Source organism: Pseudomonas syringae (genome assembly GCF_023278085.1).
GTDB lineage: Bacteria > Pseudomonadota > Gammaproteobacteria > Pseudomonadales > Pseudomonadaceae > Aquipseudomonas > Aquipseudomonas syringae_Q.
Map to the genome: position 1 here is coordinate 1,221,195 of NZ_CP066265.1, position 17,254 is coordinate 1,238,448.

The window sequence follows — 17,254 nt, forward strand, 5'->3', positions numbered from 1 at the left end:
AACGGGCCGGGATTTGTAAAACAAAGCCCACTGCACAGGCAGTGGGCTTCGAGGGTTAAAGCAGCAGCTTATTTGGCAGCTTCGGTCTTGGGCTTGCCGAAGTGCCACTCGTAGACCACGAACTGGAAGTTCTTCAGGTCGCCCTTGGCGTCATAGCTCAGGTCGCCCATTGGCGTCTTGAAGCTACCGGCATGGATGGCGGCTGCCACCTTGGTGGTGTCTTCTGACTTGGCGGCAGTGATGCCGTCAGCAATAACCTGCACGGCAGAGTAGGACGGGTAAACGAACGGGCCGCTCGGGTCCTGTTTCTTGGCTTTGAAGGCTTCGGTCAGTGCCTGGTTGGCCGGGTCCTGATCAAAGGATTTCGGCAGGGTGACCAGCAGGCCTTCGGAAGCTTCGCCGGCGATTTGCGAGATGGACTCGTTGCCGACGCCTTCAGGACCCATGAACTTGGCGTTCAGGCCTTTTTCCTTGGACTGGCGCAGGATCTGGCCCAGCTCAGGGTGGTAGCCGCCGTAGTAGACGAAGTCGACGTTGGCCTGTTTGAGCTTGGCGATCAGCGACGAGAAGTCCTTGTCGCCAGCGTTGATGCCTTCGAACAGCGCGACCTTGACGCCTTTGGCTTCGAGGGTTTGCTTGACTGCCGTCGCGATACCTTCGCCGTATTGCTGCTTGTCATGGATGACAGCAACGATTTTCGGCTTGGCGACGTCGGCAATGTAGTTGCCTGCGGCCGGGCCCTGGGCGCTGTCGAGACCGATGGTACGGAACACCAGTTTGTAACCGCGCGCGGTGATTTCCGGGCTGGTGGCGGCTGGGGTCACCATGATAATGCCTTCGTCTTCATAGACGTCGGACGCAGGTTGAGCGGAGCTGGAGCAGAGGTGACCGACTACGTATTTCACGCCGTCGTTGACCACTTTGTTGGCGACTGCAACGGCCTGTTTCGGATCGCAGGCGTCATCATATTCGACGGCTTCGAGCTGCTTGCCATCCACGCCGCCTTTGGCGTTGATCTGCTCGATCGCCATTCTGGCGCCGTTGAACTGCATGGTGCCGTATTCGGCAACCGGACCGGTTTTAGGGCCGGCGATGCCGATCTTGATGGTGTCAGCTGCGAACGAATGGCTGGCAACCCCTGCGATAACCAGTGCGGCAAACAGCCTGGACAGCTTATTAGTACCCTTAGTCATGATGCTCCACTCTTGCGTTGTAGTTTTTATAATCCTGATGGCCAAGGCTTCAGGACCGGATTCGGTCACCGGTTTTCCTGCACGCCGCCAACTGTACCGGAACAGTTTAGAGCGCTGCTCGTTGGCTTGGAAAGCCGGGCGTTCAGGGACAAACCGATGCGTGTCGCTTAATCGAAAGAAAGTTACAGAATCCAACCGCTTGAGTGTCCGAAATCACTTCAGATCCATTAAGGTTATCTGCACTTCCCTGCGACTAATCAGCTGCTTCCGGGTTTTTCCCTGAAAGGGTCGGCGCTATCATTGGGCCGATTTCCTTTCTGGTGAAACCCATGACGCAAGAACCTAGCACCCTCTATGCCAAACTGCTCGGCGAAACCGCTTCTATTGCCTGGACTGAATTGCAACCATTCTTTGCCAAGGGTGCCCTGTTGTGGGTCGAGGCGCCGCTGGATCTGATCGAAGTCGCCGAGGCAGTGGCCGAAAATGATGCAGCCAGGGTGTCTGCGTGGCTGGCCGACGGGCGCGTTGGCAAGGTGTCAGAAACCAAGGCGCTTGAGCTGGTGGAGACTGATCCGCTGCTATGGGCGGTGGTGGTGGCACCTTGGGTTTTGATTCAAAACAGGGCGTCCGACTGAAGGCTGCACTTTTAAGGTGCCTGAAGGTTTGCCGGATTGGGTGGGAAGGTAACCGTCGAGGTGTTCGGGTAGCGCATGACCACACATTACGCACAGGCGCGCACCACGCCTTGTCGGATGATTACTCAGTCTTTGGCGCGTGTTCGCTGCGCACGTGGTGTCCTGAAGGCGGGCAGGGCATCACTCTGTGGCGATTCAGCGAAAAAATCCATCGCTTGCTGGTTGTCGATCTCTGCTTCTGGTGTAGCCCGCGCCGGCGCTGAAGGCTGGAGTCTTTCCGGGACAGGCTGGTTCATTTGCCTGACCAGCGACAGCATACGTTCAAGTGGCTGCGGAGTGCTGAACAGATAGCCCTGCACGTAATCACTGCCAAACTTGCTCAGAAATTCCAGTTGTGCAGGGGTTTCCACGCCTTCGGTGACCACTTTCAGGCGCAGCGTATGCGCCATGACGATAATCGCCTGGACGATCTCCATGTCCTGCGGAGACTTGGGGATATCGACGATGAATGAACGGTCGATTTTCAGCGTGTCCAGAGGCAGACGTTTGAGGTAGGCCAGCGATGAGTAGCCGGTGCCGAAATCGTCGATCGACAGCGAAACCCCGAGGCTGCGAATCTGCTTGAGCATCAGGATGGTGTTGCTGATATTGCCCATCAGGGCGTTTTCGGTCACTTCCAGTTCCAGTCGGCCGGGGGCGACGTTGGCGTCGGCCAGCGCGTGTTCGACTTCTTCTACCAGTTCGTCGCGGCCCAGATTGAGCGCTGAACAGTTCACGGCGATGATCAGTTCGTCGAGGCCTTCCTGGCGTAAGGTGCCCAGATCATGGCAGGCACGGCGCAGCACCCAGTTATCCAGCTCGGCAATCAGGCCGTTGGCCTCGGCGATGCCGATGAACCGATCCGGCACCAGCAGACCGTGCTGCGGATGATTCCAGCGTACCAGTGCTTCCAGCTTGGCAATGTGGCCGGTGCGCAGGTCGACGATAGGCTGGTAATACACTTGAAGGCCGGTCTCTTCGCGCAAGGCGCTGCGCAGTTCTTCTTCCAGGTGCAGCTCCATGCTGGCCTTGGTTTTCAGGTCCGGGCTGAAGAAATTGACCCTGTTGCGCCCGGCACCTTTGGACTGATACAGCGCCAGGTCGGCATGTTTGAGCAGTTCGTCGCAGGTGACGCCATCACGAGGGAACACGGCGATGCCGATGCTGGTGGTCATGACCATGCGTCTTCCTGCAAGGGCGATGGTTTCCTTCATTTTCTGCATGACCCGATGCGCCAGATGCCGCGCCTCTTCGTAGTCGGGAATGCTCAGCAAGATGCAGAATTCATCGCCACCAAAGCGCGCCACCACGTCCTGCACGCGCGTCGCACTGCGAATGCGTTCGGCGATGACCTTGAGCAGCTCGTCACCGGCATCGTGACCTAGGCTGTCGTTGATGCGCTTGAAGTGGTCGATGTCGAGAAACATCACGGCAAGCATGCCGTTGCCGAGGGTGTGCTCCAACAGTTTCTCGGCAAATATCTGATTGAAGCCGCGGCGGTTGATCAGATTGGTCAGCGGGTCATAATGCGCCACTTGCTGCAGCGAGACGCGCGCCTGATCCAGCTGGCTGAGGAGGGCGTTGACCCGTTGCAGGTCATGCTCCTTGCTTTGCAGCTTCTTGTCGGCCATGGCTGCGCTGATGCTCCCGGCGATGATCAGCAGCGTGATGACGGCGATGGTCAGCCCCAGTTGCTGGCTGTTCCCGGTGCTGGGAGTCGACAGTTCCGAGCCTGCGGGCATGACCAGTCGTAACGCTTTCATACCCATCAGGTGCATGGTCAGCAAGCCGGCACCCAGCAACAGGCTGACGCCGTAACGAAACATCTGGTGGAACATGCCGCTGTGTTGACGCAGATGCCGCGCCAGTGTCAGCAGTGCGATGCTGGAAAGGAGGGCAACCAGTATCGACAGCGAGAACATCCGTGGTTCGTAGTATTGCGTGGCGGCCGAGCGCATCGCAGACATGCCGAGGTAGTGCATGACGCTGATACCGATCCCCATCACCACCGAACTGAGCAGGCAGTTTTTGATGCTCAGGGTCGGCAAGGTCAATGCTCTCATTGCAATCAGTGCAGTCAGCAGCACGATCAGCAATGAAACCAGCGTGACGGTCAGGTCATAAGACAGCGCCAGCGGGGCCTGAAATGCCAGCATACTGATAAAGTGCATGGCCCATACGCCGCCGGCCAGACACAGCGCACCCAGGGCTTTCCACAGGCGACGGCTTTTGACGGCTTCGACGTGAATGACCCGGTCGGCAATGTCCAGTGTGGCAAAGCACGCAGCGCAGGCCACTCCGTATGCCAGCGCCACGAGAAATATGTTGTGACTACAGTCGATCAGCAGTTGCCCGTCCGCTGGAAAGCCAGCAAACATGTTTAAACCCAGCCACTCCATAGCGTGCCCTATGTGTTCACTACAGGGCGCCGGGGCTTGAAACCCGGCGATCTAAGGTGAGTATAGAAGCTGTTTTCATCCTGCCAATGCGGAAGGTGCTAATTTGGCATCAAAGTGATGGCCGGTGCTTTTGGCGCCATTAAAGTAGGTCGCCGAGGGGCGAAAATGGGGCTCGAGTCGGGCCTGAATTTTTCTGATATCGCAGAACCGTGTGACGCGGAGCGTCACGAAATGCATTACCACGCGGAGCGTGGGAACGATAGACACTGCGTTCAGGCTGCAGCTTTGTGACGCGGAGCTTCACCCCCTGCATGCCAACGCGGCGCATTGGCATGCAGGGGGTGAAGGGGTTCAGGCGCTCAGGACCTTTATCCCGCGACCAGTACCCGGATCGCTTCCAGGCGCAGCGCTGCTTTTTCAAGCATCGCCAGGCCTTGTTCGCGCTGGCTGCGCAACGCAACCAGTTCGCTGTCGCGCACGGTCGGGTTGACGGCTTGCAGCGCGGTCAGGCGGGCCAGTTCCTCTTCGGTATCGGCCGCCAGACGGCGCTGTGCTTCAGCCACACGCTCGGCGTGCTTCGGCGTGATCTTCTCTTCGCCGGCATTGATCCTCGGGGTCAGCAAGTCACGTTGCGCCTGGATAAACTTGTTGGCGCTCGCCCGCGGTACGCTTTCGAGCTGATCGTTCAGGGTGTTGAACGACACACGGCTCGACAGATCATTACCGTTTTGATCAAGCAGGCAGCGCAGGGCAGCAGGCGGCAGGTAACGCCCCAACTGCAACGAGCGCGGCGCGACCACTTCGCTGACATAGATCAGTTCCAGCAGCACAGTACCCGGCTTCAGCGCCTTGTTCTTGATCAGCGCCACGGCCGTGTTACCCATCGAACCGGACAGCACCAGATCCATGCCGCCCTGAACCATCGGGTGCTCCCAGGTGATGAACTGCATGTCTTCGCGAGACAGCGCCTGATTGCGGTCGTAGGTGATGGTCACGCCCTCGTCGTCGCCCAGCGGGAAGCTGGCGTCGAGCATTTTTTCACTTGGCTTGAGGATCAGCGCGTTTTCCGAGTGGTCTTCGCTGTCGATGCCAAACGCATCGAACAGGGTTTCCATGTAGATCGGCAGGCTGAACTGATCGTCCTGGTCGAGGATCGCTTCGACCAGCGCTTCACCCTCACCGGCACCGCCGGAGTTGAGTTCCAGCAGGCGGTCGCGGCCGGTATGCAGTTCGCTTTCCAGGCGCTCACGCTCGGCACGGGCCTCATTGATCAGGCTTTGCCATTCGTCATCGTCACCGCTTTCCAGCAGCGGCAGCAGGCGCGGGCCGAACTGATGCTGCAAGGCGTTGCCGGTCGGGCAGGTATTGAGGAAGGCATTGAGCGCTTCGTGATACCACTGGAACAGGCGGGCCTGGGGGCTGGTTTCGAGAAACGGCACGTGCAGTTCGATGGTGTGCTTCTGACCGATCCGGTCGAGACGACCGATACGCTGTTCCAGCAGGTCCGGGTGCGACGGCAGGTCGAACAGCACCAGATGGTGAGAAAACTGGAAGTTACGGCCTTCACTGCCGATTTCCGAACAGATCAGCACCTGAGCGCCGAACTCTTCGTCGGCAAAATAAGCCGCAGCACGGTCGCGTTCGAGAATGTTCATGCCTTCGTGGAAGACCGTGGCCGGAATGCCGGAGCGAACGCGCAGAGCGTCTTCCAGGTCCATGGCGGTTTCAGCGTGGGCGCAGATGACCAGTACCTTGACGCGCTTGAGCATCTTGAGCGTGTCGATCAGCCAGTCGACGCGTGGATCAAAGCGCCACCAGCGTTCTTCTTCGCTGACGTCCGAGTTCGCCTGGAAGCTTACCTCAGGGTAAAGATCAGCATGCTCGCCGACCGGCAATTCAAGGTATTCAACCGGGCAGGGCAGCGGGTATTCATGCAGCTTGCGCTCCGGGAAACCCTGCACGGCGGCGCGGGTGTTGCGGAACAGCACGCGGCCGGTGCCGTGACGGTCCAGCAGTTCGCGAATCAGACGCGATTTGGCTTCTTCGTCGCCGGTATTCACCGAGGCCAGCAGCGAATCGCCTTCGGCACCCAGGAAGCCGTGAATGGTTTCTTGCGCTGCAGCGGACAGCTTGCCCTTGTCGAGCAGTTCCTGAACGGCTTGGGCCACCGGGCGATAGTTCTCGCTCTCGGCGCGGAAGGCCTTGAGGTCGTGGAAACGGTTCGGGTCCAGCAGGCGCAGACGCGCGAAGTGGCTGTCCTGACCCAGTTGTTCCGGGGTCGCGGTCAGCAGCAATACACCCGGGATCACTTCGGCGAGCTGCTCAACCAGCGAATATTCGCGGCTGGCCTTGTCTTCGTGCCAGACCAGGTGGTGCGCTTCGTCGACCACCATCAGGTCCCAGCCCGCTGCAAACAGCGCGTCCTGGGCTTTTTCGTCTTCGACCAGCCACTCCAGCGCAATCAGCGCCAGCTGGGTGTCTTCGAACGGGTTGCCGGCGTCGCTTTCCATGAAGCGTTCGGCATCGAACAGCGCAACCTGCAGGTTGAAGCGGCGACGCATCTCTACCAGCCATTGGTGCTGGAGGTTTTCCGGGACCAGAATCAGCACACGGTTGGCGCGACCCGAGAGCAACTGGCGATGAATCACCAGACCGGCTTCGATGGTCTTGCCCAGGCCCACTTCGTCGGCCAGCAATACGCGTGGTGCGATGCGGTCGGCGACCTCGCGCGCGATGTGCAACTGGTGAGCGATAGGTTGAGCGCGCACGCCGCCCAGGCCCCAGAGCGAGGACTGCAATTGGCGACTGGTGTGCTCAAGCGTGTTGTAGCGCAGCGAGAACCACGACAACTGGTCGATCTGGCCGGCGAACAGACGGTCGGTCGCCAGGCGGAACTGAATGAAGTTCGACAGCTGGGTTTCCGGCAGCGTGACCACTTCGTTCTGCGCGTTCAGGCCGTGGTAGACCAGCAGGCCGTCGACGTCATCGACTTCGCGAACGGTCATTTTCCAGTTTTCAAAGTGCGTGATCACGTCGCCAGGAGAGAAGCGTACGCGGGTCAGCGGAGCATTCCGCAGCGCGTACTGACGCGTTTCGCCAGTGGCCGGATAGAGCACGGTCAACAAGCGGCCGTCCTGTGCCAGAACGGTGCCTAAACCCAGCTCGGCTTCGCTGTCGCTAATCCAGCGTTGCCCCGGTTGATACTGCTGCGCCATGCTGCCTGTCTCCCGCTTGAAAAAGCTGACTATGTTAACGGAACGCGCACCGAAGACCAAAGGCGGCGTGAAAAAACCCTGCCAAAGCACGTGTTGCGCAGTGAATATTCAGTTCCATGACACTTATTTCACTAAAAGCAGTCAAAAAGTTCTTATAAATTACCGCAACGCCTTCCATATCGGTTCAAGTTGCCCTGCGCACAGCCGAAACCCCGATAAGAGGAGAACAACCATGCTGCAACCTATGCTTCCGTTAAGTGTGGTGCCCGTGACATCACAGATGGACCCGGCCAAACGCGTGCCGGACATCCCGCCTGTCGCGCCGGTGCAAGAGAGTTCCAGCGAGACCTCCATCGACTTGCACAATGAGGATACTGAACGCAGTGCGTTGCTGTTGCGTGAAGAACAGCAGCGTCAGCAACAGCATCACGGTCGTGCCCATGACGAGGCCGAGGATTACCAGGGGCTGGTGGTTCCGGGTGATTCGCTGAATGCCGACAATACCGTACCTGTCGTTCCTCTGATCGATGACGAGCCGCGTCAGGGTCTTTGGGTCGACATTCAGATCTGATGGCCCGGTCGTCCGGTTCTGCACTGGTCACAGGCGCTGCGATTAAGCATTATTAGCGCTGATTTCCCGTGTCCGAGAACCGCAAGCCATGAGCGACGACGAAAAACTGATCGATCTGAGCGCCGAACGCGCCAAGCGCGTTCATGATCTGAACGACAAGCGTCTCAATGAAGTGCGCAACGCCTTCGAGCAGGCGATGCCGCTGGGCAAGAAAAAGCCCAAAAAAAAGCCCAAGAAAGGCTGATCCAGCTCTGCACCCTCGATCCGATCAGCGCTCCACATGCTTTGTGGTGGACCAATAGCTGATCTGGATCAACTCGCCTCTGCACGCCTTTGCTTATTCTCGGCTCATCAAAAAGAGCGTCGAGGGGCAACTCCGCACGCGCTGACAATGAGCACGCAAGGCACTTGGGGCGACTTCGGTCGCCCTTTTTTTCGTCTGCGCCTCAGGTGCTGTGTGGGTTGCCAGGCGCCGTCATTTCACGGTTTTGGCGCCAGCATTGGCCAGGTCATAGGCCTTCGCTTGTTCCGCCGTCTTGATGTCCCGCTGGTAGCTCGGCGTCCAGACGGTTACAGGTGATTTCTGCGTGAAGGTGACATTGCTGCCGATGTCCTTGAAATGGGCATCGCCGTAGTCGTCCAGCACGCCTGTGTTGCTGGCCTTGTTAGAGGTGTCGACACCGTTTCCGAAATAGTTGGCCTGCGACAGAATGTTCGCATCCCCCGTCGCGGTGAAGCCGAGATGGAACTTGTCGATCGTGTTGTTATAGACGTCGAAATCCCCATGACGCATCAGGCCAGGTGCCCGTACATCAAGGTTGCTGAAAACGTTGTTGGCGATGGTCATCCGCGGGTAGCCCGCATAGGCGGCCTTGGCGGCAGGGGAGTCATCGGGCTGGCCGAGAATAACGCCGTATTCGTTGTTCTGGAATTTCGAATTGGTCAGGCTGACGTTATCTGCCGTCCCGCCCACATAGAGCAGTTTGTCCAGCCCCTTGGGGTTCTGATCCTTGGTGCCGGTATAGGTATTGTGGTCGATCCAGTATTTCTGGCCGCTGCTGATGAACATCTGCATGTCACCGTTTTCACGGTAACGGCTGTCGTGGGTGAAATTCAGGTTCTGGAAAATGTCGTTGCTGGCGGTTTTGCCACTGGCCAGATAAATGTTGTGCAGGCTGTTGCCCTTGTCGGTGCCCAACAGGGTTTTATTGGCGCCGAAGTTAATGGTCACTTTACTGTCTGCAGACAGATCAGCGCCCAGCTTGACGGTACGGGCTGTGTCGTCTTCCATGTACTTCTTGAGGTCCGCAACACTGTTGGCCGTGACAACTTCGCCGTTGTTACCGCCAGTAGTATTCGCCTGCTTGGCGAAACCGACCATGCCGGACATGTCCGCGCCAGCACCGTTGGCAGAGCGGGTTGCGGGTTTAGCTACTTTTTCTGCAGCGTCAGATGGGTCTATGGCAGGTGTTGAAACTTTTGGCGGCAGCGGATCATGGGTGGCTGGCGTCGCTGTTGCGGTGGGCTTGTCAGGCGTTTTATCTGGCGTTTTACCTACAGAGAGCGAAGTTTCAGGCGGTGTCGCTGCGGTATTTTTCTGCAGCGTGACAGGCTTGTCCATCGGGTAATCGTTCTGCACCACAAACGGCTTTTCTGGTTTGCCTTGGACCACTGACGGCGATGAGGGTGACGCTGCCGGGGTCGTGGATGACGATTGGGGGGCGGGCGGTGCCTGTTCGCGTTGCGTTTGCGCGGGGGGAGGTGTCGAAGCGTTCTGCTGGTTTCTCGACGAGCCGGAAAACAGCTCCTTGAGGATGTTGCGGATCGCCTCCACCAGTTTGTTCAGCAGCAGCGCAACGGGATTTTCAGAAGTGCCTGAAGACGCGCTGGTAGTGGGTGTCTGCGCCCGTGAGCCAAGACCGTTCAGCGATGATTGCAGGCCCGTTGCCTGTTGTGGCGGGCTGAAATCGATCAGTTTGCTGTCATGGCCCGACGTCACGCCGGGTTGCTGGAGGCTATCGGACTCTGGATTGACACCTTGGGTCGACAGTCCGGAGACGGGGTAATAGTTTCTGTTGATCGTATTCATGGCTGATTTCCCCGCCTGTGGGAATGAACAATTCGTGATCCCGGATATAAAGTCCTGCTTGTTCCCTGAGTGGAAGGCGCGGGAAAAGAGTTCCGGGGTGCATCATGAATTTGCGTTCAGGCCAGAAGCGGGGGGCGGGCGCAGGTGTCTGGGCGCCCGTTTTCGGTATCAGCCGAAGGTGATCTCAGGCAGCACGGTCAGGTCGACGGTCTGCTGTTTGCGCGGGGCGAGAATCTCGGCTTCGCCGTCTACCACCAGCTCATCGTTCTGGTTGAACACACGAGTGGCGATACGCACGCGAAATTTAGGCAGCTTTTCCAGAATTTCCAGACGCACAGTCAGGGTGTCACCCAGTTTCACGGGTTTCTGGAAGGTCATCTGCTGACCGATATAAATGGTGCCAGGGCCAGGCAACTCGCACGCGACGGCCGCGCTGATCAGCGCGCCACTGAACATGCCATGGGCGATACGCTCCTTGAACATGGTCTTGGCCGCGTATTCGGCATCCAGATGGACCGGGTTGTGGTCACCGGACATTGCGGCGAACAACTGGATGTCACGCTCTTCCACTTTTTTGCTGTAGCTGGCGGTCTGACCAACCTCAAGGGCTTCGTAAGGCGTGTTGGTGACTTGAGTCATGTGGCTGTCCTGACAATGAATATGGATTAAGCGGGCCGCTTGGTTCAGCCCTGTGTAGCCGCGCCCTTGGGTCGCGCCTGTGGATAGGCCCTGATTTGTAACACTTGATGACCCGTTGCCGCCAATACGCCGACAAGATCATTCAGACGTTTGCTGGCGCCCGCCAGATCACATCGGGATGAATAAATAGCGGCAGGCGCCTGAATACGGCTGTTTCAGCGCTTGCGCGTGGCCAGTTGCCGGTCGCGCTTGCGTGTCGGCAAGGCAGTGTATAGCGGGCAGCGGATGGCAGTCTGAACGCAGGCGTGATTCATGCCGCTGATGACACTCAGGTGACGATTTGCCTGATGCGCTTTAACTGCTAACGTCGGGCCAGGCATAAGCAGGGAAAAGGATAAAAATAATGCAAGCTGATTTCTGGAATGACAAACGCCCGGCCGGCGTCGACTCGGATGTGGATCTGCGGGCCTATCAATCGGTCATCGACGTATTTGATCGCTGCTGTAAAAAGTTCGCGGACCGCCCCGCGTTCAGCAATATGGGCGTGACCCTGACTTATGCTGAACTCGAGCGTCAGTCGCTTGCATTTGCCGGGTATCTGCAACAGCACACAGGGCTGGTGCCTGGCGACCGCATTGCTGTACAGATGCCCAACCTGTTGCAATACCCGATCGCTGTGTTCGGTGCGATGCGCGCCGGTCTGATCGTCGTCAACACCAACCCGCTGTACACCGCACGCGAGATGCGCCATCAATTTCAGGATTCGGGGGCCAAGGCGCTGGTCTACCTCAACCTGTTCGGCAAGCTGGTGCAGGAAGTGCTTCCGGACACGGCCATTGAATACCTGATCGAAGTGAAAATGGGTGACATGCAGTCGGCAGCCAAGGGCTGGCTGGTCAACACCATCGTCGACAAGGTCAAGAAGTTGGTGCCTGACTATCAACTGCCCCAGGCCGTTGGTTTCAAGCGCGCGTTGCGCATCGGACGGGAAAGCCGGGTTCAGGCGGTAGCGCAGGGGCTGGATGACGTCGCGGTATTGCAATACACCGGTGGCACCACCGGGCTGGCCAAAGGCGCAATGCTGACCCACGGCAATCTGGTCGCCAACATGCAGCAAGTCTATGCCTGCATGCGCCAGCAACTTCCTGATGGCGGACGAGCGTTTGAAGAGGGTGTCGAGGTGATGATCGCGCCGCTGCCGCTCTACCATATCTATGCATTCACCGGGCATTGCATGTGCATGATGATGGGCGGCAACCACAACATTCTGATCACCAACCCGCGTGATATCGGTGGCTTCATCAAGGAACTCGGGAAATGGAAGCTCACCGCCATGATCGGTCTCAACACCCTGTTCGTCGCGTTGATGAACCACCCGGAATTCAAGAATCTGGATTTCTCCGCATTGAAGAGCACCAATTCAGGTGGCACCGCGCTGGTCAAGGCCACGGCCGAGCGCTGGGCACAGATCACCGGCTGCACGATTGTCGAGGGCTATGGCCTGACCGAAACGTCGCCTGTCGCCAGCGCCAACCCGTATGGATCGCTGGCGCGTCTGGGGACGGTGGGTATTCCGGTGCCTGGCACGGCGATGAAAGTCATTGATGACGAGGGCGCCGAGCTGGCGTTCGGCGAGCGCGGCGAGTTGTGCATCAAAGGACCGCAGGTCATGAAAGGTTACTGGAACCGACCTGACGCCACGTCCGAATCCATGGACGCCGAGGGCTGGTTCAAGACCGGAGATATCGCGGTGATAGGTGCCGACGGATTCGTCAGTATCGTCGATCGCAAGAAAGACCTGATCATCGTGTCCGGTTTCAACGTCTACCCCAACGAAATCGAAGACGTGGTCATGGCGCACCCGAAAGTCGCCAACTGCGCCTGTATCGGCGTGCCGGACGAGCGCACCGGAGAAGCCGTCAAGCTGTTCGTGGTGCCGCGAGAGGCGGGGGTCAGCACAGAGGAACTCAAGGCGTTCTGCAAAGAAAACTTCACGGCGTACAAGGTGCCCAAGCATATCGAGCTGCGTGATTCATTGCCGATGACGCCGGTAGGCAAAATTCTGCGCCGGGAGCTTCGCGATATCGCCTGAGCGCAGGAATCGTCTCTATTTGTTTACCCACGTACACCTCTGGCCCTGATGCAGTACGTTGCAAACGGGGTCAGATCTCTTGGTAAAATGCCCCCACTTCATCTCAACCCCTCTGGATCAGTGTTTTCGGCGTGTCGGGTCGAAATGAGAGGCTCGCCTTAAAAGTGACTGATGCCTTGGCTTAAGTCATTTTAGTGACCGCCAAGGCCTCCTTTGCCTCTAGGCGGCCTTTGGCAAAGCTGCTACTCTCGGCGCGCTTTTTGATCAGTCATGAAGCGGAAAAAGCGTCTACTGCATAATTCCAAACACAAGAAAATCATCGCTTCAAGCGATGTGAAGAATTCGCTATCGCTATGGAGCCGGCTGAATGATTGAAAACTTCTGGAAGGATAAGTACCCGTCCGGTATCCCCGTCGATATCAATCCCGATGAGTACCCCAACGTCCAGGCGGTCCTTAAGCAGTCCTGCGAGCGTTTCGCCGATAAACCGGCATTCAGCAATCTGGGCAAGACCATCACTTATGGCGAGTTGTATGAGCTGTCCGGCGCGTTCGCGGCCTGGATCCAGCAATACACCGACCTGCAGCCGGGTGATCGTATCGCCGTGCAGCTGCCCAACCTGTTGCAGTACCCGATCGCCGTTTTTGGTGCCATTCGCGCTGGCTTGATCGTGGTCAACACCAACCCGCTGTACACCGCGCGGGAAATGGAACACCAGTTCAACGACTCCGGCGCCAAGGCGCTGGTGTGTCTTGCCAACATGGCGCATCTGGCCGAAAAGGTCGTGCCCAAGACCCAGATCAAGACAGTGATCATCACCGAAGTGGCCGACATCCTGTCGCCGTTCAAGCGCCTGCTGGTCAACAGTGTCATCAAGTACGTGAAGAAAATGGTTCCGGCCTACCACTTGCCGCAGGCCATCAGGTTCAACGACATCCTTGCCAAGGGTCGCGGCCAGCCGGTTACCGAGGTCGTGCCCGTTGCCGCAGATGTTGCTGTGCTGCAATACACCGGCGGCACTACCGGGGTTGCGAAAGGGGCAATGCTGACCCACCGCAACCTGATCGCCAACATGCTCCAGTGCCGGGCGCTGATGGCTTCCAACCTCAATGAAGGGTGCGAAATCCTCATCACGCCGCTGCCGCTGTATCACATCTACGCCTTCACCTATCACTGCATGGCGATGATGTTGCTCGGCAACCACAACGTCCTGATCAGTAACCCGCGTGACCTGCCGGCGATGGTCAAGGAACTGTCGAAATGGAAGTTCAGCGGCTTTGTCGGTCTCAATACGCTGTTCGTGGCGTTGTGCAACAACGAGGGCTTCCGCAATCTTGATTTTTCAGCGCTGAAAGTCACGCTGTCCGGCGGCATGGCCTTGCAACAGGCCGCTGCCGAGCGCTGGAAGCAGGTCACCGACTGCCCGATCTGCGAAGGCTACGGCATGACCGAGACCAGCCCGGTGGCGACGGTCAATCCAATCCAGAACATTCAGATGGGCACCATCGGCATTCCGGTGCCTTCGACCCTGTGCAAAGTCATCGATGATGCGGGCAACGAGGTTGCGTTCGGTGAGCGCGGCGAGCTGTGCGTCAAAGGTCCGCAGGTCATGAAAGGCTACTGGCAGCGCCAGGACGCCACTGACGAAATGCTGGATGCCGAAGGCTGGCTCAAGACCGGCGACATCGCGATCATCCAGCCAGATGGCTACATCCGGATTGTCGACCGCAAGAAGGACATGATTCTGATCTCCGGATTCAACGTCTACCCCAACGAACTGGAAGATGTACTCGCCACGCTGCCCGGCGTACTGCAATGCGCCGCGATCGGCGTGCCGGATGAGAAGTCCGGCGAGAGCATCAAGGTCTTCGTCGTCGCCAAGCCGGGCGTGACGCTCACCAAAGAGAAAGTCATGGAGCACATGCGCGCCAACCTGACCGGCTACAAGGTCCCGCGCAGCGTTGAGTTCCGCGACGTCCTGCCCACCACCAATGTCGGCAAGATCCTGCGTCGCGAGTTGCGTGATGAGGAAATGAAAAAGCTGGGTGTGAAGAAGTAGAGCGCTACATAAGCCAACACGACTCTCATGTCAGTGCTCTGCGTTGATTATCGTTCCAACGCTCCGCGCAGGAATGCCTTTCGTGACGCTCCGCGTCACAAGTCTGCGTTGCACCGCGCATTCAGGATCGGACGCAGAGCGTCCAGAAATGCATTACCACGCGGAGTGGTATGACCCCCGAAGGTTGGATACAACCTTTGGAGGCATCATGGGTAGATATACAGAACAGGCAAAACTCGCGGCCGTGCAGGAATATTGTGCCGGCAAGGCCGGTTTGAGGGATGTTGCACATCGCCACGATGTGGATTTTTCCTGTCTTAGGCAGTGGGTTGCGGCCTATCAGATTCATGGCGTAGCGGGCCTGCAAGAGAAAAAACGCCAGCGCTACAGTGACGAGTTCAAGCTGACTGTTTTGAAGCGCATGCATGATGAGCGTTTATCTCTGCGCCAGACAGCGGCCTTGTTCGATATCCGTCAGTTCGGCATCATCGGTCTATGGCAGCGCTATTATGAAGAGGGAGCCTTTGATGCCTCCTCCAAGCCACCCACAAAAGCCGGACGCCCAAGAAAGATGACGACTGCACTTCCCCCTGTGAACGCCCCCTCAATCGACGATGAATCGCGCTCGCGTGACGAGTTGCTTGCCGAGGTGAAGCAACTGCGGATGGAGGTCGACTATCTAAAAAAGCTCGATGCCTTGGCTCAGAAGAAGCAACGAATAGCGCAACAGAAAAAGCGCAAATCGTAACCGAACTGAGACTGGGGCATTCTCTGGATGGCCTGCTGAAGCTTGCCGGTCTGGCGCGCAGCACTTTTTACTATCAACAAAAGGTACTGCAAGCGGGCGATAAGTACGCCGGGCTCAAAGACCTGATTCAGACAGCTTTCTACGAGCATAAAGGCCGGTATGGCTATCGTCGTATCACGGCAGCGTTGCGGCGCGCAGGCCATCTTGTGAACCACAAGACGGTGCAGAAACTGATGGGGCAGCTAGGCCTGAAGAGCCTGGTGCGTGTGAAGAAATACCGTTCTTACAAGGGCGAAGTAGGCAAGGCTGCGCCCAACATTCTCAAGCGTGATTTCAAGGCCCAACACCTTAATGAAAAATGGGCCACGGACGTGACCGAGTTCAAAGTGGGAGGCCAGAAGCTCTATCTGTCGCCCATCATGGATCTGTACAACGGCGAAATCATTTCCTATGCAATCGCCAGGCGCCCGCTGTACTCCATGGTCGACGAAATGCTTGAAGGAGCGTTCAAGAAGCTTGAGCCGCATGAAAAGCCTATTTTGCACTCAGACCAGGGCTGGCAATATCGGATGCCTGTTTACCAACGATTACTCAATGAGCATTCGATCACATGCAGCATGTCGCGCAAGGGCAACTGCTACGACAACGCGGCTATGGAAAGTTTTTTTGGCACGCTGAAGTCCGAGTTTTTCTATCTGAACAAATTTAACGATCTGGATGAGCTTCATGCCGGCATCGACGAGTACATTGAGTATTACAATCACTCACGCATCAAACTGAAACTTAACGGCCTGAGCCCTGTGGAATACAGAATGCAGGCCGCTCAGGCAGCGTAGAGATAATCGTCCAACCTTCGGGGGTCATACCAGAGCGTGGGAACGATGGTCATGAGCATGGGGATCGGGGCTCGGGCCACGTTCATTATCGTTCCAACGCTCCGCGTAGGAATGCCTTTCGTGACGCTCCGCGTCACAAGTCTGCGTTGCGCCGCGCATTCAGGATCGGACGCAGAGCGTCCAGAAATGCATTACCACGCGGAGCGTGGGAACGATGGTCATGAGCATGGGGATCGGGGCTCGGGCCACGTTGATTATCGTTCCAGCGCTCCGCACAGGGATGCCTTTCGTGACGCTCCGCGTCACAAGTCTGCGTTGCACCGCGCATTCAGGATCGGACGCAGAGCGTCCAGAAATGCATTACCACGCGGAGCGTGGGAACGATGGTCATGAGCACGGGAATCGGGGTTCGGGCCACGTTGATTATCGTTCCAACGCTCCGCGTAGGAATGCCTTTCGTGACGCTCCGCGTCACAAGTCTGCGTTGCACCGGGCATTCAGGATCGGACGCAGAGCGTCCAGAAATGCGTTACCACGCGGAGCGTGGGAACGATGGTCATGAGCATGGGGATCGGGGTTCGGACCACGATGATTATCGTTCCAACGCTCCGCGTGGGAATGCCTTTCGTGACGCTCCGCGTCACAAGTCTGCGTTGCACCGCGCATTCAGGATCGGACGCAGAGCGTCCAGAAATGCGTTACCACGCGGAGCGTGGGAACGATAGTCATCCGCTGAAGT

11 protein-coding genes are annotated in these 17,254 nt (G+C 57.8%); 6 read left to right on the plus strand and 5 right to left on the minus strand.

The features are described 5' to 3' along the window. Nucleotides 1-68: 68 nt before the first annotated feature. Complete coding sequence (locus I9H07_RS05540) at nt 69-1,193, minus strand: branched-chain amino acid ABC transporter substrate-binding protein (RefSeq protein ID WP_024675782.1); 1,125 nt, start codon at nt 1,191-1,193, stop codon at nt 69-71. Nucleotides 1,194-1,522: 329 nt separating this feature from the next. Here I9H07_RS05540 and I9H07_RS05545 point away from each other — a divergent pair, with 329 nt between their 5' ends. Then, nucleotides 1,523-1,828: a DUF2288 domain-containing protein gene (locus I9H07_RS05545; RefSeq protein ID WP_024675781.1), complete on the plus strand. Its 306-nt coding sequence runs from the start codon at nt 1,523-1,525 to the stop codon at nt 1,826-1,828. A 125-nt stretch (nt 1,829-1,953) separates the two neighbouring features. Here the strand turns inward: I9H07_RS05545 and I9H07_RS05550 are convergent, their stop codons facing one another. Together I9H07_RS05550 and rapA are read right to left on the minus strand one after the other, a co-directional pair. Then, nucleotides 1,954-4,266 (minus strand): putative bifunctional diguanylate cyclase/phosphodiesterase, encoded by a 2,313-nt coding sequence (locus I9H07_RS05550; protein ID WP_024675780.1) that lies wholly within the window; start codon nt 4,264-4,266, stop codon nt 1,954-1,956. Nucleotides 4,267-4,634: 368 nt separating this feature from the next. Beyond that, complete coding sequence (rapA, locus tag I9H07_RS05555; RefSeq protein WP_058392485.1) at nt 4,635-7,481, minus strand: RNA polymerase-associated protein RapA; 2,847 nt, start codon at nt 7,479-7,481, stop codon at nt 4,635-4,637. 232 nt (nt 7,482-7,713) lie between these two features. Here rapA and I9H07_RS05560 point away from each other — a divergent pair, with 232 nt between their 5' ends. Then, entirely contained in the window at nt 7,714-8,052 is a 339-nt protein-coding gene (locus I9H07_RS05560; RefSeq protein ID WP_236425702.1) for an aspartate-semialdehyde dehydrogenase, read from the plus strand. 88 nt (nt 8,053-8,140) lie between these two features. Then, a complete protein-coding gene (locus I9H07_RS05565) occupies nt 8,141-8,296 on the plus strand; it encodes a hypothetical protein (RefSeq protein ID WP_032606656.1) in 156 nt (51 codons plus the stop codon). 231 nt (nt 8,297-8,527) lie between these two features. On the opposite strand, the gene I9H07_RS05570 is transcribed toward I9H07_RS05565, so the two are convergent. After that, the gene (locus I9H07_RS05570; protein WP_236427120.1) at nt 8,528-10,141 is read right to left on the minus strand and encodes a type III helper protein HopAK1; all 1,614 of its coding nucleotides are present in this window, start codon (nt 10,139-10,141) and stop codon (nt 8,528-8,530) included. Nucleotides 10,142-10,309: 168 nt separating this feature from the next. Continuing rightward, entirely contained in the window at nt 10,310-10,780 is a 471-nt protein-coding gene (locus I9H07_RS05575; RefSeq protein WP_007248673.1) for a MaoC family dehydratase, read from the minus strand. Between the two features lie 403 nt (nt 10,781-11,183). On the opposite strand from I9H07_RS05575, the gene I9H07_RS05580 reads away from it, so the two are divergent. From I9H07_RS05580 to I9H07_RS05590, 3 genes are all read left to right on the plus strand, one after another. Next, a complete protein-coding gene (locus tag I9H07_RS05580) occupies nt 11,184-12,872 on the plus strand; it encodes a long-chain-fatty-acid--CoA ligase (protein WP_236425728.1) in 1,689 nt (562 codons plus the stop codon). A gap of 367 nt (nt 12,873-13,239) precedes the next feature. Further along, nucleotides 13,240-14,931 carry a long-chain-fatty-acid--CoA ligase FadD1 gene (gene fadD1 / locus I9H07_RS05585; protein ID WP_058392484.1) on the plus strand — a complete coding sequence of 564 codons (1,692 nt, stop codon included), beginning with the start codon at nt 13,240-13,242 and terminating at the stop codon, nt 14,929-14,931. 208 nt (nt 14,932-15,139) lie between these two features. Continuing rightward, nucleotides 15,140-16,515, plus strand: a protein-coding gene (locus tag I9H07_RS05590) for an IS3 family transposase (RefSeq protein WP_236425799.1) whose coding sequence is annotated in 2 segments (ribosomal slippage) — nt 15,140-15,611 and nt 15,611-16,515 — 1,377 coding nt in all. Because the reading frame shifts where the segments join, the coding sequence is not laid out codon by codon here. Nucleotides 16,516-17,254: the final 739 nt, after the last annotated feature.